This window comes from Vibrio sp. 2130-1 (genome assembly GCF_033339515.1).
The window spans coordinates 77503-101970 of sequence record NZ_JAWOUT010000015.1 but is presented as its reverse complement, the minus strand read 5'-3'; the positions used below and the strand labels follow the sequence as shown (position 1 = coordinate 101970).

23 protein-coding genes are annotated in these 24468 nt (G+C 44.8%); 18 read left to right on the top strand and 5 right to left on the bottom strand.

All coding sequences use genetic code 11. The annotated features are described in order from the left end of the window. Positions 1–20: 20 nt before the first annotated feature. The 9 genes from nusA (at position 21) to R7Q09_RS19580 (ending at position 11636) form a co-directional block, all read left to right on the top strand. Complete coding sequence (nusA, locus tag R7Q09_RS19620; RefSeq protein WP_005380084.1) at positions 21–1508, top strand: transcription termination factor NusA; 1488 nt, start codon at positions 21–23, stop codon at positions 1506–1508. A 22-nt stretch (positions 1509–1530) separates the two neighbouring features. Continuing rightward, positions 1531–4242, top strand: coding sequence for a translation initiation factor IF-2 (gene infB, locus R7Q09_RS19615; protein ID WP_005380086.1), 2712 nt, complete (start codon positions 1531–1533; stop codon positions 4240–4242). Between the two features lie 114 nt (positions 4243–4356). Next, entirely contained in the window at positions 4357–4752 is a 396-nt protein-coding gene (gene rbfA, locus R7Q09_RS19610; RefSeq protein WP_005380087.1) for a 30S ribosome-binding factor RbfA, read from the top strand. Beyond that, a complete protein-coding gene (gene truB, locus R7Q09_RS19605; protein ID WP_025768208.1) occupies positions 4752–5705 on the top strand; it encodes a tRNA pseudouridine(55) synthase TruB in 954 nt (317 codons plus the stop codon). The genes rbfA and truB overlap by 1 nt, the downstream gene beginning before the upstream one ends. Positions 5706–5846: 141 nt before the next feature. Then, positions 5847–6116, top strand: coding sequence for a 30S ribosomal protein S15 (gene rpsO, locus R7Q09_RS19600; RefSeq protein ID WP_005380094.1), 270 nt, complete (start codon positions 5847–5849; stop codon positions 6114–6116). Between the two features lie 292 nt (positions 6117–6408). Next, complete coding sequence (gene pnp, locus R7Q09_RS19595) at positions 6409–8544, top strand: polyribonucleotide nucleotidyltransferase (protein ID WP_005380098.1); 2136 nt, start codon at positions 6409–6411, stop codon at positions 8542–8544. Between the two features lie 178 nt (positions 8545–8722). Beyond that, positions 8723–9643: a lipoprotein NlpI gene (nlpI, locus tag R7Q09_RS19590; RefSeq protein WP_005380101.1), complete on the top strand. Its 921-nt coding sequence runs from the start codon at positions 8723–8725 to the stop codon at positions 9641–9643. A 99-nt stretch (positions 9644–9742) separates the two neighbouring features. Then, positions 9743–10165, top strand: a complete 423-nt coding sequence (locus tag R7Q09_RS19585; protein WP_005380103.1) for a MarR family winged helix-turn-helix transcriptional regulator — start codon at positions 9743–9745, stop codon at positions 10163–10165. 124 nt (positions 10166–10289) lie between these two features. Then, positions 10290–11636 carry an MATE family efflux transporter gene (locus R7Q09_RS19580; RefSeq protein ID WP_318071097.1) on the top strand — a complete coding sequence of 449 codons (1347 nt, stop codon included), beginning with the start codon at positions 10290–10292 and terminating at the stop codon, positions 11634–11636. Between the two features lie 51 nt (positions 11637–11687). On the opposite strand, the gene R7Q09_RS19575 is transcribed toward R7Q09_RS19580, so the two are convergent. From R7Q09_RS19575 to R7Q09_RS19565, 3 genes are all read right to left on the bottom strand, one after another. Next, complete coding sequence (locus R7Q09_RS19575) at positions 11688–12566, bottom strand: U32 family peptidase (protein ID WP_170894021.1); 879 nt, start codon at positions 12564–12566, stop codon at positions 11688–11690. Between the two features lie 20 nt (positions 12567–12586). After that, positions 12587–13600 (bottom strand): peptidase U32 family protein, encoded by a 1014-nt coding sequence (locus R7Q09_RS19570; RefSeq protein WP_005386427.1) that lies wholly within the window; start codon positions 13598–13600, stop codon positions 12587–12589. Positions 13601–13733: 133 nt separating this feature from the next. After that, entirely contained in the window at positions 13734–15773 is a 2040-nt protein-coding gene (locus tag R7Q09_RS19565) for a bifunctional diguanylate cyclase/phosphodiesterase (protein WP_005380112.1), read from the bottom strand. Between the two features lie 363 nt (positions 15774–16136). Between R7Q09_RS19565 and R7Q09_RS19560 the strand changes: the two genes are divergently transcribed. Both R7Q09_RS19560 and R7Q09_RS19555 read left to right on the top strand, forming a co-directional pair. Continuing rightward, positions 16137–16664 (top strand): SCP2 domain-containing protein, encoded by a 528-nt coding sequence (locus R7Q09_RS19560; RefSeq protein WP_005394645.1) that lies wholly within the window; start codon positions 16137–16139, stop codon positions 16662–16664. After that, positions 16648–17151 carry a GNAT family N-acetyltransferase gene (locus R7Q09_RS19555; protein ID WP_005380119.1) on the top strand — a complete coding sequence of 168 codons (504 nt, stop codon included), beginning with the start codon at positions 16648–16650 and terminating at the stop codon, positions 17149–17151. Before R7Q09_RS19560 ends, R7Q09_RS19555 begins: the two co-directional genes overlap by 17 nt. Positions 17152–17213: 62 nt before the next feature. On the opposite strand, the gene R7Q09_RS19550 is transcribed toward R7Q09_RS19555, so the two are convergent. Continuing rightward, complete coding sequence (locus R7Q09_RS19550) at positions 17214–17660, bottom strand: hypothetical protein (RefSeq protein ID WP_031781040.1); 447 nt, start codon at positions 17658–17660, stop codon at positions 17214–17216. A gap of 159 nt (positions 17661–17819) precedes the next feature. Between R7Q09_RS19550 and R7Q09_RS19545 the strand changes: the two genes are divergently transcribed. From R7Q09_RS19545 to R7Q09_RS19520, 6 genes are all read left to right on the top strand, one after another. After that, positions 17820–18218 (top strand): DNA polymerase III subunit psi, encoded by a 399-nt coding sequence (locus tag R7Q09_RS19545; protein ID WP_017635885.1) that lies wholly within the window; start codon positions 17820–17822, stop codon positions 18216–18218. 12 nt (positions 18219–18230) lie between these two features. Next, positions 18231–18686 (top strand): ribosomal protein S18-alanine N-acetyltransferase, encoded by a 456-nt coding sequence (gene rimI, locus R7Q09_RS19540; RefSeq protein ID WP_154205066.1) that lies wholly within the window; start codon positions 18231–18233, stop codon positions 18684–18686. A gap of 285 nt (positions 18687–18971) precedes the next feature. Then, complete coding sequence (gene prfC / locus R7Q09_RS19535; RefSeq protein WP_005380123.1) at positions 18972–20561, top strand: peptide chain release factor 3; 1590 nt, start codon at positions 18972–18974, stop codon at positions 20559–20561. 94 nt (positions 20562–20655) lie between these two features. Beyond that, the gene (locus R7Q09_RS19530; RefSeq protein ID WP_005380125.1) at positions 20656–20853 is read left to right on the top strand and encodes a DUF5363 family protein; all 198 of its coding nucleotides are present in this window, start codon (positions 20656–20658) and stop codon (positions 20851–20853) included. Next, a complete protein-coding gene (locus R7Q09_RS19525; protein ID WP_239945645.1) occupies positions 20840–21613 on the top strand; it encodes a TatD family hydrolase in 774 nt (257 codons plus the stop codon). The genes R7Q09_RS19530 and R7Q09_RS19525 overlap by 14 nt, the downstream gene beginning before the upstream one ends. Positions 21614–21817: 204 nt before the next feature. Beyond that, entirely contained in the window at positions 21818–23101 is a 1284-nt protein-coding gene (locus tag R7Q09_RS19520; RefSeq protein WP_005380131.1) for a NupC/NupG family nucleoside CNT transporter, read from the top strand. Between the two features lie 358 nt (positions 23102–23459). Here the strand turns inward: R7Q09_RS19520 and R7Q09_RS19515 are convergent, their stop codons facing one another. Next, entirely contained in the window at positions 23460–23594 is a 135-nt protein-coding gene (locus tag R7Q09_RS19515; RefSeq protein WP_005391675.1) for a hypothetical protein, read from the bottom strand. Positions 23595–23684: 90 nt separating this feature from the next. Here R7Q09_RS19515 and deoC point away from each other — a divergent pair, with 90 nt between their 5' ends. Further along, positions 23685–24461, top strand: coding sequence for a deoxyribose-phosphate aldolase (gene deoC / locus R7Q09_RS19510; RefSeq protein WP_005380133.1), 777 nt, complete (start codon positions 23685–23687; stop codon positions 24459–24461). Positions 24462–24468: the final 7 nt, after the last annotated feature.

Genomic DNA, 24468 nt, shown 5'->3' with positions numbered 1-24468 from the left:
AAGCTTAGAGGCTAAATACAATGAGTAAAGAAATTTTAGCGGTAGCAGAAGCGGTATCGAACGAAAAAGCGGTACCTCGTGAGCGTATCTTTGAGGCTCTTGAGATTGCTCTAGCAACTTCTACAAAGAAAAAATACGAAATCGAAATCGACGTACGTGTTGCCATTGACCGTAAAACCGGTGAGTTTGTAACTTACCGCCGTTGGTTAGTTGTTGATGACGTTGAGAACCCTACAAAAGAGATCTCACTAGAAGCAGCGCAATACGAAGATGACTCAATCGAGCTTGGCGACTACGTAGAAGACGAAATCGAATCAGTAACGTTTGACCGTATTACGACTCAAACTGCTAAGCAAGTTATCGTTCAAAAAGTTCGTGAAGCTGAGCGCGCACAAATCGTTGAACAGTTCATCGACAATGAAGGTGATCTAATCACTGGTGTCGTGAAAAAAGTAAACCGTGACACAATCGTGCTTGATCTTGGTAATAACGCTGAAGCGGTAATCCTGCGTGATGACCAACTTCCTCGTGAAAACTTCCGTCCAGGCGACCGCGTACGTGGCCTTCTTTACAAAGTCGCGCCTGAAGCACGTGGTTTCCAATTGTTCATCACTCGTTCTAAGCCAGAAATGTTGGCAGAACTGTTCCGTGTTGAAGTGCCTGAAATCGCAGAAGATATTATCGAGCTGAAAGGCGCGGCACGTGATCCTGGTTCTCGCGCTAAGATCGCTGTCAAAACAAATGACAAACGTATCGACCCTGTAGGTGCGTGTGTTGGTATGCGTGGTGCACGTGTACAAGCTGTTTCTGGCGAACTTGGTGGTGAGCGTATCGATATTGTGCTTTGGGATGATAACCCAGCTCAATTCGTTATCAACGCAATGGCGCCAGCTGATGTTGCTTCTATCATCGTTGATGAGGATGCACACTCAATGGACATCGCAGTTGAAGCTGACAACCTAGCGCAAGCTATTGGTCGTAACGGTCAAAACGTGCGTCTAGCATCTCAACTAACCGGTTGGGAACTGAATGTTATGACAGTTGCTGATCTTCAGAAGAAACACGCTGAAGAATCACAAGCATCTATTGAAAACTTCATGAAGTACCTAGATATTGAAGAAGACTTCGCTCAACTTCTTGTTGAAGAAGGTTTCTCAACGCTAGAAGAAATCGCATACGTGCCAGTTAACGAGCTACTAGAAATCGATGGTTTGAATGAAGAACTAATCGAAGAGCTTCGTGGACGTGCAAAAGATGCACTAACGACGATCGCACTAGCACAAGAAGAGTCTTTTGAAGGTCTAGAACCAGCTGAGGACCTACTTGCACTTGAAGGTCTTGAGCGTGAGATGGCATTTAAATTGGCAGCGAAAGGTGTAGCGACACTGGAAGATCTTGCTGACCAAGGTATTGACGATTTAGAAGGTATCGAAGGCCTGACCGAAGAACGTGCAGGTGAGCTAATTATGGCCGCACGTAACATCTGTTGGTTCGGCGAAGAAGCATAATTTTCGGCAAGGAGGAAGCGGCATGACACAATTAACAGTTAAAGCACTGAGTGATGAGATTGGTACGCCAGTCGACCGCTTGATTGAACAACTTGCTGACGCTGGCATTAAAAAGGCGAGCTCTGACAATGTTACTGATGAAGAGAAGCAGAAGCTTCTCTCTCATTTAAAGAAAGAACACGGTGATAAATCAGGTGATTCAGAGCCGACTCGCCTTACGCTTCAGCGTAAAACTCGTAGTACACTTAGTGTGAACGCGGGTGGTGGTAAGAGTAAGAATGTTCAGGTTGAGGTGCGCAAAAAACGTACATACGTGAAGCGCAGCACAATTGAAGATGAAGCGAAACGTGAAGCTGAAGAAGCAGCACAACGTGAAGCAGAAGAAGCAGCAAAACGTGCAGCAGAAGAAGCTGCAAAACGTGAAGCTGAAGAAGCTGCGAAACGTGAAGCTGAAGAAGCTGCAAAACGTGAAGCGGAAGAAAAAGCGAAACGTGAAGCTGAAGAAAAAGCGAAGCGAGACGTAGATACGAATGCACAACGTAATGCTGAAGAAAAAGCAAAGCGTGATGCTGAAGAGAAAATTAAGCAAGAAGCAGCGCGAAAAGAGGCCGACGAGCTTAAACGTCGTCAGGAAGAAGAAGCTAAGCGTAAGGCTGAAGAGGAAAGTCAGCGCAAGCTTGAAGAAGCTCGCGAATTGGCTGAAAAGAATAAAGAGCGTTGGTCTGCTGCAGAAGAGAAAAAGGGTGATATGGAAGATACAGATTACCATGTAACGACTTCACAATACGCACGTGAAGCCGAAGATGAAGCAGATCGCAAAGTAGAAGGCGGTCGTCGTAAGAAGAAAAAAGCAGCTTCGGGTAAAGACGACCAAGCTCGCGGTGGCCGTAACAACCAACGTGGCGGTAGAGGTCGTAAGGGCAAACTTGCTAAGCCGACTTCAATGCAGCACGGGTTTGATAAGTCAGCAACGGTTGCTAAGCAAGACGTTGTAATTGGCGAAACGATCGTTCTATCAGAACTTGCTAACAAGATGTCGGTTAAAGCGACAGAAGTTATCAAAGTAATGATGAAGATGGGCGCTATGGCGACTATCAACCAAGTGATCGACCAAGAAACAGCACAACTTGTTGCTGAAGAAATGGGCCATAAAGTAGTTCTTCGTAAAGAGAACGAACTGGAAGAAGCGGTACTATCTGACCGTGACACTAACGCGGAAGCAGTTCCACGTGCTCCAGTTGTTACTATCATGGGTCACGTTGACCACGGTAAAACGTCAACACTTGACTACATCCGTCGCACACACGTTGCTTCTGGCGAAGCGGGTGGTATTACTCAGCACATTGGTGCGTACCACGTTGAAACAGACAACGGCATGATCACGTTCCTTGATACTCCTGGACACGCAGCGTTTACTGCAATGCGTGCTCGTGGTGCTCAAGCGACAGATATCGTTGTTCTTGTAGTTGCAGCAGACGATGGCGTAATGCCACAAACAGTAGAAGCGATTCAGCACGCGAAAGCGGCAGGCGTTCCTCTAATTGTTGCTGTGAACAAGATCGATAAAGAAGACGCGAACCCAGATAACGTTAAGAACGAGCTTGCTCAATACGACGTTATTCCTGAAGAGTGGGGCGGTGAGAACATGTTCGTTCACATCTCTGCTAAACAGGGTACAAACATCGATGGTCTTCTAGAAGCAATCCTTCTTCAGTCTGAGGTTCTTGAACTTACAGCTGTAGCTGAAGGCATGGCATCTGGTGTTGTTGTTGAATCTCGCCTAGATAAAGGTCGTGGTCCAGTTGCAACAGTACTTGTTCAATCAGGTACACTAAACAAAGGCGACATCGTTCTTTGTGGTCAAGAATACGGACGCGTTCGTGCAATGCGTGATGAGCTAGGTAAAGAAATTACTTCGGCTGGCCCATCTATCCCTGTAGAGATCCTAGGTCTTTCAGGTGTACCATCTTCAGGTGATGAAGCAACAGTAGTTCGTGACGAGCGTAAAGCGCGTGAAGTAGCTAACTACCGTGCTGGTAAGTTCCGTGAAGTGAAACTTGCTCGTCAGCAGAAATCTAAACTAGAGAACATGTTCTCTAACATGACTGCTGGTGAAGTTGCTGAACTTAACGTTGTACTTAAAGCAGACGTTCAAGGTTCTGTAGAAGCAATCGCAGACTCACTAGTTAAGCTATCTACTGACGAAGTTAAAGTGAACATCGTTGGTTCTGGTGTTGGTGGTATTACGGAAACTGACGTAGTACTAGCGGAAGCTTCAAACGCAATCATCCTTGGCTTTAACGTTCGTGCAGATGCTTCTGCTCGCCGTGCTGTTGAAGCCGCAGCTGTTGACTTACGTTACTACTCAATCATTTACCAATTGATTGACGAAGTGAAACAAGCAATGGGCGGTATGCTTGCTCCAGAATTCAAGCAAGAGATCATTGGTCTTGCTGAAGTTCGTGACGTGTTTAAGTCACCGAAACTGGGCGCTATCGCTGGTTGTATGGTTACAGAAGGTGTGATCAAGCGTAACAACCCAATCCGTGTACTACGTGATAACGTTGTTATTTACGAAGGTGAACTAGAGTCACTGCGTCGTTTCAAAGATGACGTTCAAGAAGTTAAGAATGGCTACGAATGTGGTATCGGCGTTAAGAACTACAATGATGTTCGCGTTGGTGACCAAATCGAAGTCTTCGAAATCGTTGAAATTAAACGTACTCTAGACTAATTGACTAAAATTACTAATATTGTCTTTGAAAGATAAGTAGTAATTGGTTGTTGAATACACCATGGGGGGCTGGCTTTGACCAACCCCCCATTCTTTCTATATAAGAGTAAAGATATGTCAAAAGAATTTAGCCGCACGCAGCGCGTTGCACAGCAGCTGCAAAAAGAACTAGCGATGATCCTTCAACGTGAAGTTCGTGACTCTCGCCTTGGCATGGTGACGATCTCAGACGTAGAAGTCTCTCGTGACCTAGCTTACGCAAAAGTATTTGTGACCTTCCTATGTGTGGGTGAGCAAACACCTGAATCATGTCTAGCAGCGCTACGTGAGCACGAAGTGCACATTCGCATGATGTTAGGTAAGCGTATTCGTCTACGTTTAACGCCAGAAATCCGCTTCCACTATGACAATACGCTTGTTGAAGGTATGCGTATGTCTAACCTAGTGTCTGAAGTCGTTAGTTCAGACAAACAAAAGCAAAAAGATTCTGGTCGTGAGGACGAAGAATAATGGCTCGTCGTCGTAAAGGTCGTCCAATTAATGGCGTTATACTGTTGGACAAACCAACAGGTATCTCTTCCAATGATGCACTGCAAAAAGTAAAGCGAATCTACTTTGCCGAGAAAGCAGGCCACACTGGAGCCTTGGACCCATTAGCGACAGGCATGCTGCCAATTTGCTTGGGTGAAGCGACAAAATTTTCTCAGTTTCTTCTTGATTCTGATAAACGCTACCGCGTGATCGCAAAGCTGGGTGAACGTACTAATACGTCTGACTCGGATGGTGAAGTTGTAGAGACGCGTCCAGTCGATGTTACGTTAGACAAACTAAAAGCGTGCATCGATCAGTTCCGTGGCGAATCTGATCAAGTACCTTCCATGTTTTCAGCGTTGAAATATCAAGGGAAACCCTTGTATGAATACGCTCGTAAAGGCATCGAAGTTCCGCGCGAATCTCGTAAGATCACGGTATATGAGATTGTTCTTCACCGTTTTGAAGGCGATGAAGTAGAGATGGAAGTGCACTGCTCTAAAGGTACCTATATTCGTACTATCGTTGATGATCTGGGCGAAATGTTAGGTTGTGGTGCGCACGTAACTATGCTTCGTCGTACTGGTGTTGCTAAATACCCTTACGAGAATATGGTAACACTTGAGCAACTAAATGAGTTGCTAGAGCAAGCTCACCGCGAGGAACGAGCGCCTCGAGAACTACTGGACCCGCTACTTTTGCCAATGGATACAGCGGTAGAAGACTTACCAGAAGTCAACTTGGTACCTGAACTGGCGGATATGGTCCAACATGGGCAGCCCGTTCAAGTATTTGGTGCTCCGACTGAGGGCTCACTTCGCCTTACTATGGGTGAAGAACGCTTGTTTATTGGCGTTGGCGAAATGAACGAAGATGGCAAAATCGCTCCTAAGCGATTGGTCGTGTTCCGAGATGACGTTGCATCCAAGTAAATGATTGAAAATACCGACCTGAGTGTCGGTATTTTTATATTGCACGAGATAGGAAATTTCCCTATAATCCGCGCTTCGCGTAGCGGCTGAATCAGAGATTGGCTGCTACAACTTTAAACCTACTCTTATTAGGAGAGAATTATGTCTCTGAATGCAGAAACTAAAGCAGCAATCGTTGCAGAATACGCACAAGGCGAAGGCGACACTGGTTCACCAGAAGTTCAAGTAGCTCTACTTACAGCTTCTATCAACCACCTACAAGGTCACTTCAAAGCGCACAAAGGCGATCACCACAGCCGTCGTGGTCTTCTACGCATGGTTTCTCGTCGTCGTAAGCTTCTAGATTACCTAAAAGGTAAAAACCTAGCTCGCTACCAAGACCTAATCAAACGTCTAGGCCTACGTCGCTAATCAGCGACTGCATAGCAGTTTGTCTAAAAAGGGGCTTTATGCCCCTTTTTTGTTGCCTAAATTTAGCCAAATTAGACTTATGCCGTTATAATACTGGCGGCTAAACCTTGTAAGAGGTTTTCTCAAAAGCTCATAGCATTACAGTCAACCACGTCGACCAAAAGGTCGCGACTATTCAAAAGGAATTTCCGAGTTTCTTTTTACTAGTCGCGATTCGTAATGCCTTGAGTGTCAATTAACACATCTAAGATTTCTTTAAGCACTAAAGGAAGATTAGAAACAAGGAATAACAATGTTCGAAAAACCAGTTGTTAAAACGTTCCAGTACGGTAACCACACAGTTACTTTAGAAACTGGCGTTATTGCACGTCAAGCTACAGCAGCAGTTATGGTCACAATGGATGATACGTCTGTATTCGTATCTGTTGTAGGTAAAAAAGAAGCCGTTGCAGGTCAAGACTTCTTCCCACTAACGGTTAACTACCAAGAGCGTACTTACGCTGCGGGTAAAATCCCAGGCGGCTTCTTCAAACGTGAAGGTCGTCCTTCTGAAGGCGAAACGCTAACAGCTCGTCTAATCGACCGTCCAATCCGTCCGCTATTCCCAGACGCGTTTAAAAACGAAGTTCAGGTTATCGCGACAGTAATGTCTGTAAACCCAGATGTTCAGCCAGATATCGTTACAATGATCGGTACTTCTGCTGCTCTTGCTATCTCTGGCATTCCATTCAACGGCCCTATCGGTGCGGCGCGTGTTGGTCATATCGATGGTCAGCTTGTACTTAATCCTAGCCAAACTGAACTAGAAACTTCTAAGCTTGACCTTGTTGTTGCAGGTACAGAGTCAGCAGTGCTGATGGTTGAGTCAGAAGCGGACAACCTAACTGAAGAAGAAATGCTAGCGGCGGTTGTTTATGGTCATGACCAACAACAAGTTGCTATTCAAGCTATCAACGAATTCAAAGCAGAAGTTGCAACTCCTGCTTGGGATTGGGTTGCTCCTGAAGAGAACACAGCGCTTAAAAATAAGATTGCTGATCTAGCAGAAGCTAAACTTGTTGAGGCTTACCAAATTACTGAGAAAATGGCTCGTTACGACCGCATCCACGAGATCGCTGCGGAAGTAAATGAAGTTCTTCTTGCTGAAGATCCTGAAGCAGACACAAAAGAAATCCACACTATCTTCCATGATCTAGAGAAGACAGTAGTACGTAGCCGTATTATTGCGGGTAACCCTCGTATCGATGGCCGTGAAAAAGACATGGTTCGTGCACTAGATGTACGTACTGGTGTTCTTCCTCGTACTCACGGTAGCGCGCTATTCACTCGTGGTGAAACTCAGGCGATCGTTACGGCAACGCTAGGTACTCAGCGTGATGCTCAAATCATCGATGAGCTAACTGGTGAGCGTAAAGATCACTTCCTACTGCACTACAACTTCCCTCCATACTGTGTAGGTGAAACTGGTTTTGTAGGTTCTCCTAAGCGTCGTGAAATCGGCCACGGTAAACTGGCGAAGCGTGGTATTGCTGCAGTAATGCCTTCTGTTGATGAGTTCCCATACACAGTACGTGTTGTATCGGAAATCACTGAATCTAACGGTTCATCTTCAATGGCTTCAGTATGTGGTACTTCTCTTGCGCTTATGGACGCAGGTGTACCAATCAAAGCATCTGTTGCTGGTATCGCAATGGGTCTTGTTAAAGAAGGTGACGATTTCGTTGTACTTTCTGACATCCTTGGCGATGAAGACCATCTAGGTGACATGGACTTTAAAGTAGCAGGTACTAACACTGGTATCACTGCACTTCAAATGGACATCAAGATCGAAGGCATCACTAAAGAAATCATGCAAATTGCGCTTAACCAAGCTCAAGGCGCACGTAAGCACATCCTATCTGTAATGGATGAAGCAATCTCTGGTGCTCGTGAAGACATCTCTGAATTTGCTCCGCGTATTCACACGATGAAGATCAGCGCTGAGAAGATCAAAGACGTTATCGGTAAAGGTGGTGCAGTTATCCGTGCTCTAACTGAAGAGACTGGTACAACTATCGAAATCGAAGACGACGGTACTATCAAGATTGCGGCAACTGAAGGCACTGCTGCGAAAGAAGCTATCCGCCGTATCGAAGAGATCACTGCTGAAGTTGAAGTGGGCCGTATCTACACAGGTAAAGTTGCACGTCTAGCAGACTTCGGTGCATTCGTAACGGTTCTTCCAGGCAAAGATGGTCTTGTACACATTTCTCAAATCGCAGAAAAACGCGTAGAGAAAGTGTCTGACTACCTAGCTGAAGGTCAAGAAGTTCAAGTTAAAGTTCTTGAAATCGACCGCCAAGGCCGTGTACGTCTAAGCATGAAAGAAGCGGTAGAAAAGCCAGCTGAAGAAGCTGCTGCTGAAGCACCGGCTGCTAAAGACGAGTAAGACAAAATGAGACTTTCAGCCTTTTATTAGATTAAGGGCCTGAAAGCATGTTATAAAAGGGGAGCATTTTCGCTCCCCTTTTTTGGTTTGTTTCGATGTATTAACCTCAAACGAGGTTATCGCCTATATTGCATTAAGAGAAACAAATCTTGAGCGGTCCAAACAGGAGTATCAATTAGTGAAATGGTTTCAAACCGCAATTTTATGTGTTGCTATCGCGCTGACCGGTTGTGCAAATACTTCTCAACAATCAGCACAAAAGTGGTTATATCCACCGATGGCGGTGCCACTTCAGCCTAGTGTTCAACAAGAAGTACAAATCGCGCGTCTCTCGCAGTTGCTACAACGTCCCGACCTTAGTGATGAAGTGCGCGCTAAAATGCATTATGAGCGCGGTAGCTACTACGACAGCGTTGGTTTACGTGATCTTGCCCGTTTGGACTTTAACCAGTCTTTGCAGTTGAATCCTGCTCAGCCGGACATCTTCAATCTTTTGGGAGTATACTTTACCCAAGTAGGAGAGTTTGATGCGGCATATGAAGCGTTTGACTCGACCATAGAGTTGGCTCCTGATAATACCTATGCTGAGCGCAACCGTGCGATTGCACTGTATTATGGTGGCCGAATCGATCTCGCTTTAGAAGATATGACCAAGCATTATCAAGAAATGCCAACGGATCCTTTTCGTTCATTATGGCTGTACATCATCGAAGCTGAGCAAAATCCAGAGCAAGCAAAAGCCAATCTTCAACAGCGTTATTTACGTGATCGCAGTGAAGAGTGGGGGTGGGTTCTTGTTGCTATCATGCTGCGAGATGTCTCGGACGAAGACGCGCTTAAAGCAATTATGGATGGAACAAGAGAGAATTATCGCCTAGCTGAACGATTGACGGAAACGTATTTCTACCTTGGAAAGCGTAATCAGCTTGAAGGTGATATCGCAAGTGCCATCTCACTTTATAAGCTCGCGATTTCGTTCAACGTTTACGATTATGTTGAGCATCGCTATTCTTTCTTGGAGCTGGCGCAAATTTACGATCAATTACAGCAAGATAGATTGGCCAAGTTAAAGGCTGCCAAGAAGCTGGAAATTGAATGATTTAGAGCCGCTCGATGAGAGCGGCTTTTTTTATGATTGAACTTGATGAGTGACTCATTTAAAATAGTTAGTCTTGCTAACTAAGTGGTGGTGGCTTTTATGGCATTAGAAGAAAGCTTGATTGATTTAGAGCGTTTTTGCGCCAAAGCTTGGCGTGTCTATGCCAAAGAAGATCCATTATCACATCTAAGCTTTAATGAGTTCGATTATTTACGTGTGATTCAGGTTTACCCTGAGGGTGTGCGAATAACCGATCTTGCAGAAGAGCTGCAAGTGACTAAGCCTTCCGCATCGACAATGGTTGTGCGTTTGGAAAAAAAGGGTTTGGTGAAACGCATCGCATGTAATGAGGATGCTCGTGCTAAGCGTGTGTTGCTTACGGAAGAAGTCGCAGAAAAAATGTCTTTGGAGCAGGTAGTGTACAAAGATATCTCTGACCAAATGATGCAACAATTAAATCAGCAAGAAGCTGAGCAGTTACAAGCTTTACTGAATAAAGCATTGAGTAATAAGTCATTTTAAACTAAACCAAAGGCCTCCGCTGTACGCATTAGCCTTTGGTGTTTCATTTTTCTTTTATTTAATTTAACCATTTAGTTAGTCTTGCTAATTAAATGGTTAGCTTTGCTAACTACTGGTGACAGTCATGCAAAACTCAATTTATAGACAGTTTTGGAAATATACGATTCCAACCGTCGCAGCAATGCTCGTAAACGGTTTGTATCAAATAGTTGATGGCATTTTTATTGGCCGTTATGTTGGCGCTGACGGATTAGCTGGGATCAATGTTGCGTGGCCTATTATCGGCTCGATCCTAGGTATAGGAATGATGATTGGGGTGGGGACTGGCGCGCTGACTTCGATCAAGCAAGGAGAGAACGAGCATGAAGGCGCTAAGCGAATCCTAACGACCGGATTGACGGTGTTAGCGGCATTGATGCCGGTCGTTGCTACAATATTGTTCTTGTTTTCGGATGAATTTATTCGCTGGCAAGGAGCGGAAGGGCGAGTGTTTGAACTTGCGCTGCAATATTTGCATATTCTGATTGTCGCGTGCGTATTCACGTTGGGTTCTATCGCGGTTCCGTTTCTGTTACGCAATGACGACAGCCCGAACTTAGCAACGATTTTGATGGTCATCGGTGCCGTTATTAACATCGTATTAGACTACGTATTTATTGCTTGGTTGGAGTGGGAGTTAACCGGAGCCGCTATTGCCACTGCACTTGCACAATTAGTGGTCACTGTGCTCGGTATTGGTTACTTCTTTACTTCAAAAGCAACATTACGCCTTCGTATCCGCGACTTCAAAGTTCAGGTTGATGCTGCACCAAAGATTATCATGATAGGTACATCAAGTTTCTTTATGTACGCCTACGGCTCTGTGATGGTGGCACTGCACAACGCGTTATTTGCTCAATACGGAAGTGCAATGTTGATCGGAGCGTACGCCATTTTGGGGTACATCGTGACGGTTTACTATCTGATAGCCGAAGGAATTGCGAATGGTATGCAGCCTTTAGTGAGCTTCAACCACGGTGCACGTAATCAGGAGAACATCAGAAAGTTATTAAAGGTCGCGATGGGGACATCTGTGCTTGGTGGGGTGGCGTTCGTTGTTTTGATGAACCTTTTCCCGTACGAACTGGTTGCGGTGTTTAATAATGCTGACCAACAGTTGATTGATAGCACCGTGATCGGGATTCGTTTACACATGTTTGCGTTGTTCTTAGATGGTTTTTTAGTTGTGGCGGCCGCGTACTATCAATCAGTAAACAAAGGCAGCAAAGCTATGTTTGTAACACTAGGCAACATGCTGGTCCAGTTGCCATTCTTATTCATTATGCCGAAACTTTTCGGCGTGACAGGTATTTGGTTAGCTTTCCCATTGTCTAACATTGCATTGAGTTTGGTCGTGATCAGTATGTTGTGGCGAGATGTGAAAAAGCTGCTTAATGAGAGTTCTGTCGAACCAAGGGTGCAAGCCTGCTAACAAAAGCTAACAGATAAAAGCGAGGCTAGGCCTCGCTTTTATCTTTAAGGATTAAATGGTTTTTACTTCTAAGCCCGCTAGTTGATGCCAATAGCCATTGCATTGGCGGCTTTCGAGCTTTTCAGGATTATCGCCGTATTCGTTTGAGCGAAAACGCTCTAACTCTGAAAAAGTGTCGATACCAAGAGGGCTTAACCGGACCACATCAACCAGCCCTTTCATACTTGGTAAGTCATTGATGAGGTTGTAGCAATACCCTGACTGTGTTTGAATGCCGTTAAGGTTAAAGACTTCTTGCCCTTCTTGGCTGCTGACCTGGATACCCGTAGGGTATTTGATACAGCAGGTTTCGCAATCGTCTTTCGCTCGGTTTTCAGCTCGGGCTGTGAAACAGCGAGCGGAATACGCTAAAGGCAAATAACCGTGGCTAAATACCTCAACTTCAAACTTGTTACGAATACCAAGCTCGTCACACTGAACTAAAGTATCGTTTAACCATTCGCGAGAGAGTTCGACAGGCATGCACCAACGCATCATACCTTGCTTCAAAAATAAGTTGAGCGTGTGTGCGTTATAAGTATTGATTGCAGGGCCAACGACGAAAGGCACTTTATGCTCTGATGCCAATTGAACAGCAGATACGTCATTTGCTTCAATCGCGAAGTCACCGTTGTCGATGTACTTCTTCATTATGTTTACTTCACTCGGAGCTTCTAGTAGTGCCATCGTTGATAGCACCACTTGCTTGCCAGATGCAGACAGCTCTTTTGCGATTTCAAGCCAATGCGAAGGCTTCATTTCTCGACGTTTTGAGCATACGGTTTCCCCAAGATAGATGATGTCCGCGGAGCTTGATTTCGCTTGTTCATAAAACGCTTCGATGTCTTGTTTTGGCCAGAAGTACAACAGCGGGCCAAGCGCGTATTTCATTGAATTATCCATCTTAACCTCTATTGCCATTTGCGGTGATAAGCACCAAGTGTGGTCTGCGTACCTTCAGACACGTTTGCCAATGCGGCATCCCAAGCCGCTTCGACTTGGTAAGCTTCTGGGTTTGCTTGGTAACGGTCAATCGCGGCTCGCCATGTTCGAGTGACTTGTTCTACGTAAGCAGGGCTACGTTGGCGACCTTCAATTTTTACAGACGCCACATTTGCAGCAAATAGTTCTGGCAGCATAGAGAGGGTGTTCAAACTGGTTGGTTCTTCCAGTGCGTGGTAGCGTTTTTTCTCGCCTTCGATTTCTGCTTCGAAACGACCTTTACACAAGGTAGGGTAGCCCGCATTTTCACCGGCGCTGTAGCGATCGATCAAAATGTCGTTAAGGCGGGATTCCAGACCATTTTCTGTTTCTTGCCAGCGAACGTACTTAGCTGGAGAGCATGCTCCCACAGTGTTTGGAGACTCGCCTGTCATGTATGACGATAGGTAGCAGCGACCTTCAGACATGATGCAAAGGCTACCAAAAGCAAAGACTTCTAACTCGACATCGCTAGTGATGTTGCGTGAAAGCTGTTTGACCTGATGAATCGATAAAACGCGAGGTAATACTACCCGTTTTACGTTGAAGTTTTGTTTGTAAAAATCAATGGCTGCGACGTTGGTCGCTGATGCTTGCACTGAAAGGTGTAGTTCCAGATCGGGATATTTGCGAGCCGCGTACTCCAGCACAGCAATGTCTGCAACAATCAGCGCGTCTACACCCAGTGCTGCTGCATTGTCTACTGCGTTCGTCCAGCGCTCGAAGCCATTGGGATGAGCGAAGGTATTCAACGCGACATGAATTTTTTTATTGCGGTCATGAACGTATTGCACCGCTTTTTCTAATTTCTTGCCGTTAAAGTTGAGGCCAGCAAAGTGACGGGCGTTGGTATCATCTTTGAAACCAATGTAGACGGCATCGGCACCGCAATCAATCGCAGTTTTTAACGCAGGCAGGTTACCCGCGGGACACAAGAGTTCCATATGCTCACAATCATTGAGAATAAAAAGGTGTCCGCATTTTATGAAGAATTATGAATAGCGAAATTGACCTAAGTTAGGTTTAGCTCAATAAAGTCGATATTTACCTCTTGCGAGTAAGGGTATCGGGTCTGGGTTAGTTCTTGTGACGACGATTCTGTACAAACAGCTCTTCAATTTCATGTTTTGGCTGTGGGCGATAAAAATGGAATCCTTGAATCGCATTACATTGAAGGTTAGAGAGCAAAGTAGCTTGCTGGTGGGTTTCCACCCCCTCGGCAACGACAGTTAAGTCGAGCGACTTACCCAGATTAATGATGTTTTCAATCACAGTGACTTGTTTCGGTAGTGTGTCGATATCATTAATAAAAGCGCGGTCGATTTTTAGCTCGTCAATAGGGAAACGCGCTAAGTAGGAAAGAGAAGAGTAGCCGGTACCAAAGTCATCGATAGAGAGAGCGAAGCCAAGCTTTTTAATCGCATTCAACATTTGCAGTGTATGTTCGCTATCACTCATCACGGCACTTTCGGTTAGCTCGAAGGTAATGCAGCTTGGATCAAGCTCGGTAGTGCGAAGCAACTTTTCCATAAAGTCGATCAGCTGTGGGTTGCCAAATTGCTCGGGAGAGAGGTTGATGGCGACACGGCCTGGCAGTATGCCCTGTTGTTTCCAACGTTTTACCGTATTGAAAACATCACGCATCACGACACGTCCAAGGTGTTCGATTAACCCAGCTCGCTCGGCGACAGGAATGAATGAGCCAGGACTAATGTACCCTTCGACTGGATGCTTCCAACGAACGAGCGCTTCTGCGCCGTTGATACTGAAGTCTCGCGCGTTAACCTTAGGTTGATACCACACTTCCAAACCGTTCTGCTGCAATGCTTTTTGCAGTTCGATTTCAAGCCACAAACGCATACGCGCTTCTTTGTTCATTTGATCGTTAAATTTGATCAGACGATTTCTACCACGATCTTTGGCTTCATACATCGCAGTATCGGCATTTTGTAGTAGGATTCGTGCATCTTGTCCGTCTTCAGGGTATCGAACGCTACCAATTGAACAGGCAAGGCGTTTGCTGAAGTGGTGCAAGTCGAAAGGTTGGTTGATCAACGAGATAATGCGATCGGACAAAATTTCAGCCATGCGGGTATTTTCTGGCTCCGGCAGAATGACGCCAAACTCATCGCCACCCAAATGACCAATAATCGCTTGGTTTGGTAGTAACCGTTTAAGACGGGCCGATACCTCTTGAATCACTTTATCGCCAATATGGTGACCAAGTGAGTCATTAATGTTTTTGAAGTTATCGATATCCAAATAGAACACCAGAAGCGGTGTTTGCTTTTTGATCAGCTGTTCCAAACGTTTGGTGAAGCCAAAGCGGTTGTAGAGTTTGGTGAGCGAGTCAATGTGTATGTCTTCATTCGATGCAGAAGACAGGTTTTTGGGCGCATCATCAGCATCTTGGATTAGGATAATTTGAGATTCGCTACCTAATATCGCCGTGGAATCCGCGTGTAGCTGAACTTTCCGTTCAAAGCCGCATCTTGCACTGGTTAAGCAGACAAAAGGTTTGTCAGAAATTAATGTACTCAATCGATGACTAAATACCTTTTTACTGTTTTCATCGATGAATAAACGACTTAGCTCTTCGCCCAACAATTCATGAGGAGAGTTAAGTCCGAGAAGGCGCGCTGATGCGGGGTTCGCAGAGATGACAATATCATCTTCGATAAGCAGTAAGCCGTCTGGTAGCAGTTGTGTTAACTTCGCAAACTTACTTTCGGACTCTTCTAAGGAGCGAACGAGTATCTGCTTTTCTGAAGTATCGACAGCGTGAAAAACAACAAAGCGAATGTCGTTACCTTCAAAAACTGGCGAAAGACTAAAGTGAAGACTGGTTTCAAGGTCGGTTTCATCGAGCGTGATTTCGGCTTCGACATGTGCCCCTTTGAACGCGCGCTGATAGTATGGTGCAAGCTTCTTATAAAACTGTTCACCCAGCACTTGGCAATCGTTTAAGCCGACGATTTCCTCATGACTTAAACCTGCGATATCGCAGTAACGGTCACTTACCATTCGATAATTGTGTTTTTTATCAAGAATGGCAAAGAAGAAAGGGCTATTTGAGGTTAGCGTGGCAAACCAATGTTTTAATTGCTGGGAAGGCATTAGGGTATTACCGATCTCCAATGAGCCAGATTATTCGTCCGTGTATAAAAAGCGACACCCTGATAAGCCTGCGGCGGTCTACCACCAAGCTAAAGTGTTACCTGCCATTAAAGGGCTCGCGGTTTTAGCTGTGCAGTCGACAATCACATGGATACGCTCAGATAACTATAACTTTGAAAATACGGTTGTAAAAGTGTTTATCCACCTGTTCGCATCAATAATACACGTAAGTTCAAAAAAAGAAGCGTTAGTGAGCAATAAACCACCAATCTAAAATAAGCACTTTATTGATACATAACAGTAATCTCATCGCCACGATTGCTTAATATAAGCAACCTAATGACAAAGTAACGGATAATGAACGTGTTAAACAAGATTCGCAGTCAACTAGTAAAGAACGCAGCTAATATTTTGCGTTCTCCAGTCCAGTTATTACCACAGCCAATTCAGCAAAAAGCGTTGCTGGAAGGGCTAAAAATGGTGTTTAAAGAAGCCTTGGAAGATGGTGACTTTGAGTTCCTTGAAGACAAGTGGTTAAAAGTTGCGATTAAAGACTTGAACTTAGCATGGTACATCAGCTATCAAGACGAAAAATTGGTGGTAGCTGAAAAACCAGTTCAGGAAGATGTGAGTTTTAGTGGTAATCTAAACGACCTAGTACTGATTGCTGGTCGTAAAGAAGACCCTGACACACTGTTCTTCCAACGTCGCCTTTCAATTGAAGGTGATACTGAGCTTGGCTTAGAAGTGAAAAACTTAATGGACAGTGTCGACTTAGAGCAGTTACCGAAAGCAATGCAAGTCGCTTTGAATCAATTGGCTGATTTTGTTCAGAAAGGAGTTCAAGCGCCTGCACAACCAACCGGAGTAGCGAATGCTTATTCGAACTGAAGCCCCAGCGGACATTCTTACCATTGACCGCTTATTGAAACACGCCTTCCCGACGGAAGCTGAAGCTGAGCTTGTGATGCGTTTGCGCGAAAACAGCAAATTCACGCTTTCCTTAGTCGCGTGTACAGATGAGGGAGAGGTGATAGGCCATGCTTTATTTAGCCCTGTGACCTTAAATGGTGAAGATTTGTCATGGCAAGGGCTAGCGCCATTAGCTGTTCATGAAGATTACCGTCGCCAAGGCATCGCTGCAGAGTTGATCAAAGAAGGTTTTGATTCACTGCGTGATTTTGGCTACCCAGTGTGTGTGGTGTTGGGCGATCCTGATTATTACGCGCGCCAGGGTTTTCAATCATGCGACGAGATGGGCTTTGAATGTGCTTGGGATGTCCCTAAAGGTGCATTTCGAGTCGCAGAGTTGGTCGAAGGTCAATGTGCTGGACGCTCCGGACGCATAGACTATGCGCCAGAGTTCTCTGAACTGTAAATGAAAGAAGCCCACGACTAAGTGGGCTTCTTTCTTATTCACTGAAAACTGAGATAGGGAGGTTAGGATGACTGGTTACTTTTCTTTTTGCCCCAGACCTCTATTTTCGCTTTTTTACTTACCCCTAGCAGGCTGAGTTTTGTGCTTCCCCAGCTACTGTAAGTCATTTCAATCTGTTTTAGCTTGGCTTCTTTTGTACCTGGAAGGCTCCAGGCACGAGTCGACAATCCGCTTGTTAGTACGCCCATAGAGGAAAGCTTTTTCTCACTACCATCTGTCATGACGACTTTTAAACCATTAATGTCTACCGTTCCTTGCACACATTTTAGTTTTATTTTACTGAAGCTTCGGTTTCGGAATAGGCTATTTGGTGTCACGGTATCTGTTTCTGTATGAAAGTTAACGGTTTTCGTTGCAATCAGCTCCCACTCATCGCTGTTATTAGCAAAAACACTCATACTGGTGGCGGCTACCAGTGTGCAAAGTAGTAGCGTATTTAAGAATTTCATAATGTACCTCATATGTCATACCCAATGTGTGGCCGTTGGCAAAACGCTATGTTCAGGAATATCCAAATCATCTCATTGTGTTCAGGTGTTCCTTGAAGTCCTTTAGGTATAATCGCGATAATTTGATAGGATTGCCCTCGTTCAAATAGGTGACGGAAAATGTCAATTAACGAGAAACAGTATTTACGTGAAATGGGGATCAGCACATGGGAGCTGGTACACCCTGAAAGACTGGAAGGCTATCAATCGCCATTATTGGATTTGCAAAGTTCATGTAAACTCCTATTGGTATCGCCAATATGTCCAGAAAACGAGACGGCATTGATGTTTGAGCGCGTATTAAAAAGCATTAAGCTCACGCTTGATGATGCGCTACACCTAGAGCCTGAGCGCTTATCCATGCTGGGTGAACATCAGCTAGAGTGGGTGTGGTTTGCAGGCTGTGAGGCTGATAAAAGCATCAAGGCAAAGCACCTGACCTCGCCACTATTACAAGATATTGATGGTAATAACGAACAGCGCCGCGCATTGTGGCAACAAATCTGTTCGTACTCTTAACGGAGCTAATGCGTGACAATTGAAATTACGCCGATGCGTGCAGAGCACCTCGACCAAGTTTTGCAAATCGAGCAGCAAGCACATTCTCACCCTTGGGCCGAATCTTTGGTTCGTGACTTATCCAGTCGCGGTGCTTGCCATCATGTGATGCTGGAAGGCTCTCAAGTGGTTGGTTACTTCTATGGACAGAATATTGTTGGAGAAGTGACACTATTAAATATTGCAGTAGCGCCTTCTCAACAGGGCAGAGGGCTAGGGCAAAAATTGCTGGACGCGTTTATTGAATACTGTGAACAAGCCAAAGCAGAGAGTGCTTGGTTAGAAGTGCGTGAAAGTAATCACCCAGCTATCCATATTTATGAGCAAGCAGGTTTTAATGAAGTGGACCGTCGTTACAACTATTACCCAGCTAAATCGGGAAATGGTAAGGAAGACGCCATTATCATGAGTTACTTATTTTTGAGTTAGTTTTAGGCCGTTACTAATTACCTCATCAACACTTATGCTTTAAATGCGTATCCGGATTCGAGGCTTTTGAATATGTAATAATAATTTTTTGAATTTTTACATCTCTTTGTGTGGAGCTGGCTTTCCCTTGTTAGTTGCAGGTAAAGGCTGGTGAGCCGAGTAAATTCAGTTCATGTCTTTCCAGTTTGCTAGCACAGCGATAATAAGCGAGAATACCGCACAATATCGAATAGTAGATATGCTTGCCTATTTTGTGAGCATGAAAGTAATTTAGAAGATTAACTAATGTCAAATCCCCTTTTTTTAGGCGAAGTGTCTAAGCGCAGAACGTTCGCTATTATTTCTCACCCGGATGCGGGTAAAACCACCATTACTGAAAAAGTCCTTTTATTCGGAAACGCGATCCAAAAAGCAGGTACGGTTAAAGGTCGTGGTAACGCACAGCACGCAAAATCAGACTGGATGGAAATGGAAAAAGAACGTGGTATCTCGGTAACCACTTCTGTAATGCAGTTCCCTTACAATGACTGTCTGGTAAACCTACTTGATACGCCTGGACACGAAGACTTCTCGGAAGATACATACCGTACGTTAACGGCAGTAGACTCGTGTTTGATGGTTATCGATGCGGCGAAAGGTGTCGAGGATCGTACACGTAAGCTGATGGAAGTAACGCGTCTGCGTGACACGCCAATCGTAACCTTCATGAACAAACTTGACCGTGACGTTCGTGATCCAATGGAAGTATTGGACGAGGTAGAAAACGAGTTGGGCATGATGTGTGCGCCAATTACATGGCCAATCGGCTGTGGTAAAGAATTTAAAGGTGTGTACCACATTCACCGTGATGAAACGATTTTATACGAATCAGGTCACGGTCATGAGATTCAAGAAGTTCGAATCATCAAAGGTCTCGATAACCCAGAGCTTGATGAAAAAGTTGGTGCAGGCCTTGCGGAAAGTGTTCGAGAAGAGCTTGAGCTTGTTATGGGTGCTTGCCCTGAGTTTGATTTGGAAATGTTCCTAACAGGTGACCTGACGCCAGTTTACTTCGGTACTGCATTAGGTAACTTTGGTGTGGATCATATGCTAGACGGTCTAACTGAATGGGCTCCAGCGCCGAAAACTCGTCAAGCGGTTGAACGTGAAGTTGAAGCGACTGAAGAGAAGTTCTCTGGTTTCGTATTTAAGATCCAAGCGAACATGGACCCAAAACACCGCGACCGTATCGCATTCATGCGTATTGTATCGGGCACTTACACGCAAGGTATGAAGATGAACCACGTTCGTCTTGGCAAGCAAGTGAGTATCTCTGATGCAGTAACCTTTATGGCTGGTGACCGTGCACGTGCAGAACACGCTTACGCCGGTGACATCATTGGTCTACACAACCACGGCACTATTCAGATTGGTGATACCTTTACGCAAGGTGAATCACTGAAGTTCTCTGGTATTCCGAACTTCGCTCCGGAACTATTCCGTCGTATTCGCCTGAAAGATCCATTAAAGCAGAAGCAGCTTCTCAAAGGTTTGGTTCAGCTATCAGAAGAAGGTGCGGTACAGGTATTCCGTCCTCTACAGAACAACGATCTGATCGTTGGTGCCGTTGGTGTACTTCAGTTTGATGTTGTTGTGGCTCGTTTGAAATCTGAGTATAACGTTGAAGCGATTTATGAAGGCATTAACGTTGCAACTGCTCGTTGGGTTGAGTGTGGTGATGCGAAGAAACTGGATGAGTTCCAACGCAAGAATCAAGCGAACTTAGCATTGGATGGTGGTGATAACCTAACGTATATCGCTCCAACAATGGTTAACTTAAACTTGGCGAAAGAGCGTTTCCCTGACGTTGATTTCCGTGCGACGCGTGAGCACTAATTTGCGCGGTTAGGGTAAGCCTTAACGCAAACTAGATTTTAAAACGCCCTTGGCTATAAACTTAGCCAAGGGCGTTTTTATATAAGGATAAGATATGAATTGGTTTAAACGTGGGCTAAAGCGTTACGACAACTGGTGTAAAGAGATGGGGTTAACTCCCGATCAGAAACGCAGTTGTGTCCCATATCGAAAAGACCCAGCCCATCAAACTGAAGAGAAGAGTGAAGCCCAACCATCCTCTGATTTTCTGCCCGCAGATACAGATAAAAAGCGTCAAGATGAAGCTCTTTGATACGCACTGCCACTTTGATTTTGATGTGTTTCAAGATGACTTTGCACATCAACTTGAGCTTGCTCAAACGCAAGGCGTCGCAAGAATTTTGATTCCTTCCGTCGGTCCGCAAAACTGGGCTCGTATTCAAACTTTGGCAGAGCAACATGCCAATTTGTATTATGCGCTCGGCTTTCATCCGTATTTTCTTGAAGATAACGTTGAGCAGCACCTTAAAGAGCTAGAAGGCTATCTAAATCAAAAAGGGCAGCAGTGCGTGGCAATAGGAGAGTGTGGTTTAGATTTTGCCATTGATGTTGATCCACAGTTGCAAGAAAAGATACTTGAAGTTCAATTTGAGCTGGCTAGACGCTTCGAACTCCCAGTTATTTTACATAGCCGAAAAGCGCACAATCGCCTCATTCAAATGGTGAAAGCGGCGAATCTCCCTAGAGGTGGTGTGCTACACGCTTTTTCTGGGAGTTATCAGCAAGCCATGGAGTGGGTCAAATTAGGTTTTTTTATCGGTGTAGGAGGAACGATTACCTACCCAAGAGCCAAGAAAACACGCGACGCAATTCAAAAATTACCACTCGAAAACCTAGTAATCGAAACAGACGCACCAGATATGCCTATACTTGGATATCAAGGGGAGTCAAATCACCCAGCCAAACTCATTCACGTCTTTAATGAGCTCGTAGAGTTGCATAACGGCCGAAAGCAATCGATTGCCTCTCAACTGTGGAAAAATAGCAATTTTGCTTTCTCGATATGTGAATAAAATCTAAAGATGTGGTTTGAAATCGAAAACGTTTTCCTGCTTATTGTGAATTAACTCACAAAGCTGGTTGAATCAATCATGAATCTTATAGGAAAGTGTGAGGCTGGCATTACTTTAATTGATTCTGCATGAGTATAATTGCCCCCGCTTTATAGCTCCATTTTGTAACACGCCAATAAATAACTTATAAGGAAGTCATAAACTATGAGCCTGTTTATGAGCCTAATCGGTATGGTAGTGCTTCTTGCGATTGCAGTGGCATTTTCTAACAACCGAAAAGCTATCAACTTTAGAACTGTGGGTGGCGCATTCGCTATCCAATTCGCATTAGGTGCATTTGTTCTGTATGTACCTTGGGGCCGTGATCTACTAAACGGTTTCTCTTCAGGTGTTTCTAACGTTATCAACTACGGTAACGATGGTTCATCATTCCTGTTCGGTGGTCTTGTTTCTGACAAGATGTTCGAAGTATTCGGCGGCGGCGGTTTCATCTTCGCATTCCGTGTTCTTCCTACACTGATCTTCTTCTCTGCACTGATTTCAGTTCTTTACTACATTGGCGTTATGCAATGGGTTATCAAGATTCTTGGTGGCGCACTACAAAAAGCGCTAGGCACTTCGCGTGCGGAATCAATGTCAGCAGCAGCTAACATTTTCGTAGGTCAAACTGAGGCACCTCTAGTTGTTCGTCCATTCGTTCCAAAAATGACTCAATCAGAGCTATTCGCGGTAATGTGTGGTGGTCTAGCTTCTGTTGCTGGTGGTGTGCTAGCTGGTTACGCATCTATGGGTGTTCCACTAGAGTACCTAGTTGCGGCATCATTCATGGCAGCACCAGGTGGTCTACTGTTCGCTAAAATCCTTCACCCTGAGACTGACCAGCCTCACGAAAGTATCGAAGAAGCGATGGACGGCGGTGACGACAAACCAGTTAACGTAATCGACGCAGCTGCGGGCGGTGCGGCTTCTGGTCTACAACTTGCGCTTAACGTAGGTGCAATGCTAATCGCATTCGTTGGTCTAATCGCGCTAATCAACGGTATGCTAGGTGGCATCGGTGGTTGGTTCGGCATGCCAGAACTAACACTAGAGCTAATTCTAGGTTACGCGTTCTCTCCACTAGCATTCCTAATCGGTGTTCCATGGGCAGAAGCTGTAACAGCTGGTTCATTCATCGGTCAGAAAATCGTAGTGAACGAATTCGTTGCTTACTTGAACTTCACACCATACCTAGGTGAAAACGCTCAAGTAATCGCGGCAACTGGTGAAGTAATGTCTGAGAAGACAACAGCTATCATCTCATTCGCACTATGTGGTTTCGCGAACCTTTCTTCTATCGCGATTCTACTTGGTGGTCTAGGTAGCCTTGCACCAAACCGTCGTAGTGACATCGCTCGCATGGGTGTTAAAGCAGTTCTTGCAGGTACGTTGTCTAACCTTATGGCAGCGACAATTGCAGGCTTCTGCTTAAGCCTTGCAGCACTATAATTAGAATCGGTTCTTAATATATAGACGCCGTTTTACATCATGCCCTGTAGCAAGAGATTGCTGCGGGGCATTTTTCGTTTTTCGGGCTCCAAAATTTCATCGGGTGTTTGCCTTAGTCGAGGTATTACGCAGTCAATGGAATAGGGGCTAGGAAATTTTGAGATACAAACCGTTTGCGCTCTATTTGGTGCTACAGTTTTGCGGTGAAACTCTATAATGTATTAATCACAGGATAGTGGTTAAGCTTGATTCTTAATCACGTAATGAATATTACATAATCGATGGGCAAATGAATTGCCCTGCAATATCAGATCTAATAGGCGTTTTGCTTTGTGATGTGATATTAAAGACACCGCAATCATAGATTGTTGTGCCATAGGCCAAACTGGTACTGTGCGGTGACAAGGATAGCAATTGGCATATGATAAATTTTCGCTGTATATGCCGAGTCTTCAGGGAACCAAGTCCGTTCATTAATAGACTGTTTAGCCATTTACTCACATTGTCTCGACTTGTTGATTATAGTTAAAGACGTGATGTAAGGCTGAGTAGTGAATTTTTTGAATATTGATCGGAGATAGAAATGAGCGATTTAAAAGCAGCAGCGCTACGTGCACTTAAACTTATGGACCTAACTACGTTGAATGACGATGACACTGATGCAAAAGTGATCTCACTATGTCATGATGCGAAAACAGCAGTAGGCAACACAGCTGCAATTTGTATTTACCCTCGCTTTATTCCTATTGCTAAGAAGACACTTCGTGAGCAAGGTACGCCAGAGGTTCGTATTGCAACAGTAACGAACTTCCCACATGGTAACGACGACATTGAAATCGCAGTTGCCGAAACAAAAGCGGCGGTTGCTTACGGTGCAGACGAAGTTGACGTAGTTTTTCCTTACCGCGCGCTAATGGCGGGTGATGAGAAAGTAGGCTTCGAACTAGTTAAGCAATGTAAAGAAGCTTGTGGTGACATTCTTCTTAAAGTGATCATCGAAACAGGTGAACTAAAAGAAGAAGCACTAATCAAGAAAGCATCTCAAATCTGTATTGAAGCAGGTGCTGACTTCATTAAAACTTCAACTGGTAAAGTGCCAGTAAACGCAACACCAGAATACGCTCGCATGATGCTTGAAGTTATTCGCGACATGGGTGTTGCAGAAACTGTTGGTTTCAAACCAGCAGGTGGTGTGCGCACTGCTGAAGACGCAGCAGCATACCTAGCAATGGCTGACGAAATCCTAGGTGACAACTGGGTTGATGCTCGTCACTACCGTTTTGGTGCGTCTAGCCTGCTAACCAACCTACTAAATACATTAGAAGTATCGGACGACGTCGCTGATCCAACAGCGTACTAATTCCAAT

Coding starts and splice junctions, on each gene's coding strand:
- deoC (WP_005380133.1), top strand. CDS start 23,685: ATGAGCGATTTAAAAGCAGCAGCGCTACGTGCACTTAAACTTATGGAC.
- R7Q09_RS19565 (WP_005380112.1), bottom strand. CDS start 15,773: ATGCCTTCCCAGCAATTAAAACATTGGTTTGCCACGCTAACCTCAAAT.
- R7Q09_RS19575 (WP_170894021.1), bottom strand. CDS start 12,566: ATGAAATACGCGCTTGGCCCGCTGTTGTACTTCTGGCCAAAACAAGAC.
- R7Q09_RS19530 (WP_005380125.1), top strand. CDS start 20,656: ATGAATTGGTTTAAACGTGGGCTAAAGCGTTACGACAACTGGTGTAAA.
- R7Q09_RS19525 (WP_239945645.1), top strand. CDS start 20,840: ATGAAGCTCTTTGATACGCACTGCCACTTTGATTTTGATGTGTTTCAA.
- pnp (WP_005380098.1), top strand. CDS start 6,409: ATGTTCGAAAAACCAGTTGTTAAAACGTTCCAGTACGGTAACCACACA.
- R7Q09_RS19545 (WP_017635885.1), top strand. CDS start 17,820: ATGTCAATTAACGAGAAACAGTATTTACGTGAAATGGGGATCAGCACA.
- R7Q09_RS19550 (WP_031781040.1), bottom strand. CDS start 17,660: ATGAAATTCTTAAATACGCTACTACTTTGCACACTGGTAGCCGCCACC.
- rpsO (WP_005380094.1), top strand. CDS start 5,847: ATGTCTCTGAATGCAGAAACTAAAGCAGCAATCGTTGCAGAATACGCA.
- nusA (WP_005380084.1), top strand. CDS start 21: ATGAGTAAAGAAATTTTAGCGGTAGCAGAAGCGGTATCGAACGAAAAA.
- R7Q09_RS19580 (WP_318071097.1), top strand. CDS start 10,290: ATGCAAAACTCAATTTATAGACAGTTTTGGAAATATACGATTCCAACC.
- prfC (WP_005380123.1), top strand. CDS start 18,972: ATGTCAAATCCCCTTTTTTTAGGCGAAGTGTCTAAGCGCAGAACGTTC.
- R7Q09_RS19585 (WP_005380103.1), top strand. CDS start 9,743: ATGGCATTAGAAGAAAGCTTGATTGATTTAGAGCGTTTTTGCGCCAAA.
- R7Q09_RS19570 (WP_005386427.1), bottom strand. CDS start 13,600: ATGGAACTCTTGTGTCCCGCGGGTAACCTGCCTGCGTTAAAAACTGCG.
- R7Q09_RS19555 (WP_005380119.1), top strand. CDS start 16,648: ATGCTTATTCGAACTGAAGCCCCAGCGGACATTCTTACCATTGACCGC.
- R7Q09_RS19515 (WP_005391675.1), bottom strand. CDS start 23,594: ATGGCTAAACAGTCTATTAATGAACGGACTTGGTTCCCTGAAGACTCG.
- truB (WP_025768208.1), top strand. CDS start 4,752: ATGGCTCGTCGTCGTAAAGGTCGTCCAATTAATGGCGTTATACTGTTG.
- rbfA (WP_005380087.1), top strand. CDS start 4,357: ATGTCAAAAGAATTTAGCCGCACGCAGCGCGTTGCACAGCAGCTGCAA.
- R7Q09_RS19520 (WP_005380131.1), top strand. CDS start 21,818: ATGAGCCTGTTTATGAGCCTAATCGGTATGGTAGTGCTTCTTGCGATT.
- infB (WP_005380086.1), top strand. CDS start 1,531: ATGACACAATTAACAGTTAAAGCACTGAGTGATGAGATTGGTACGCCA.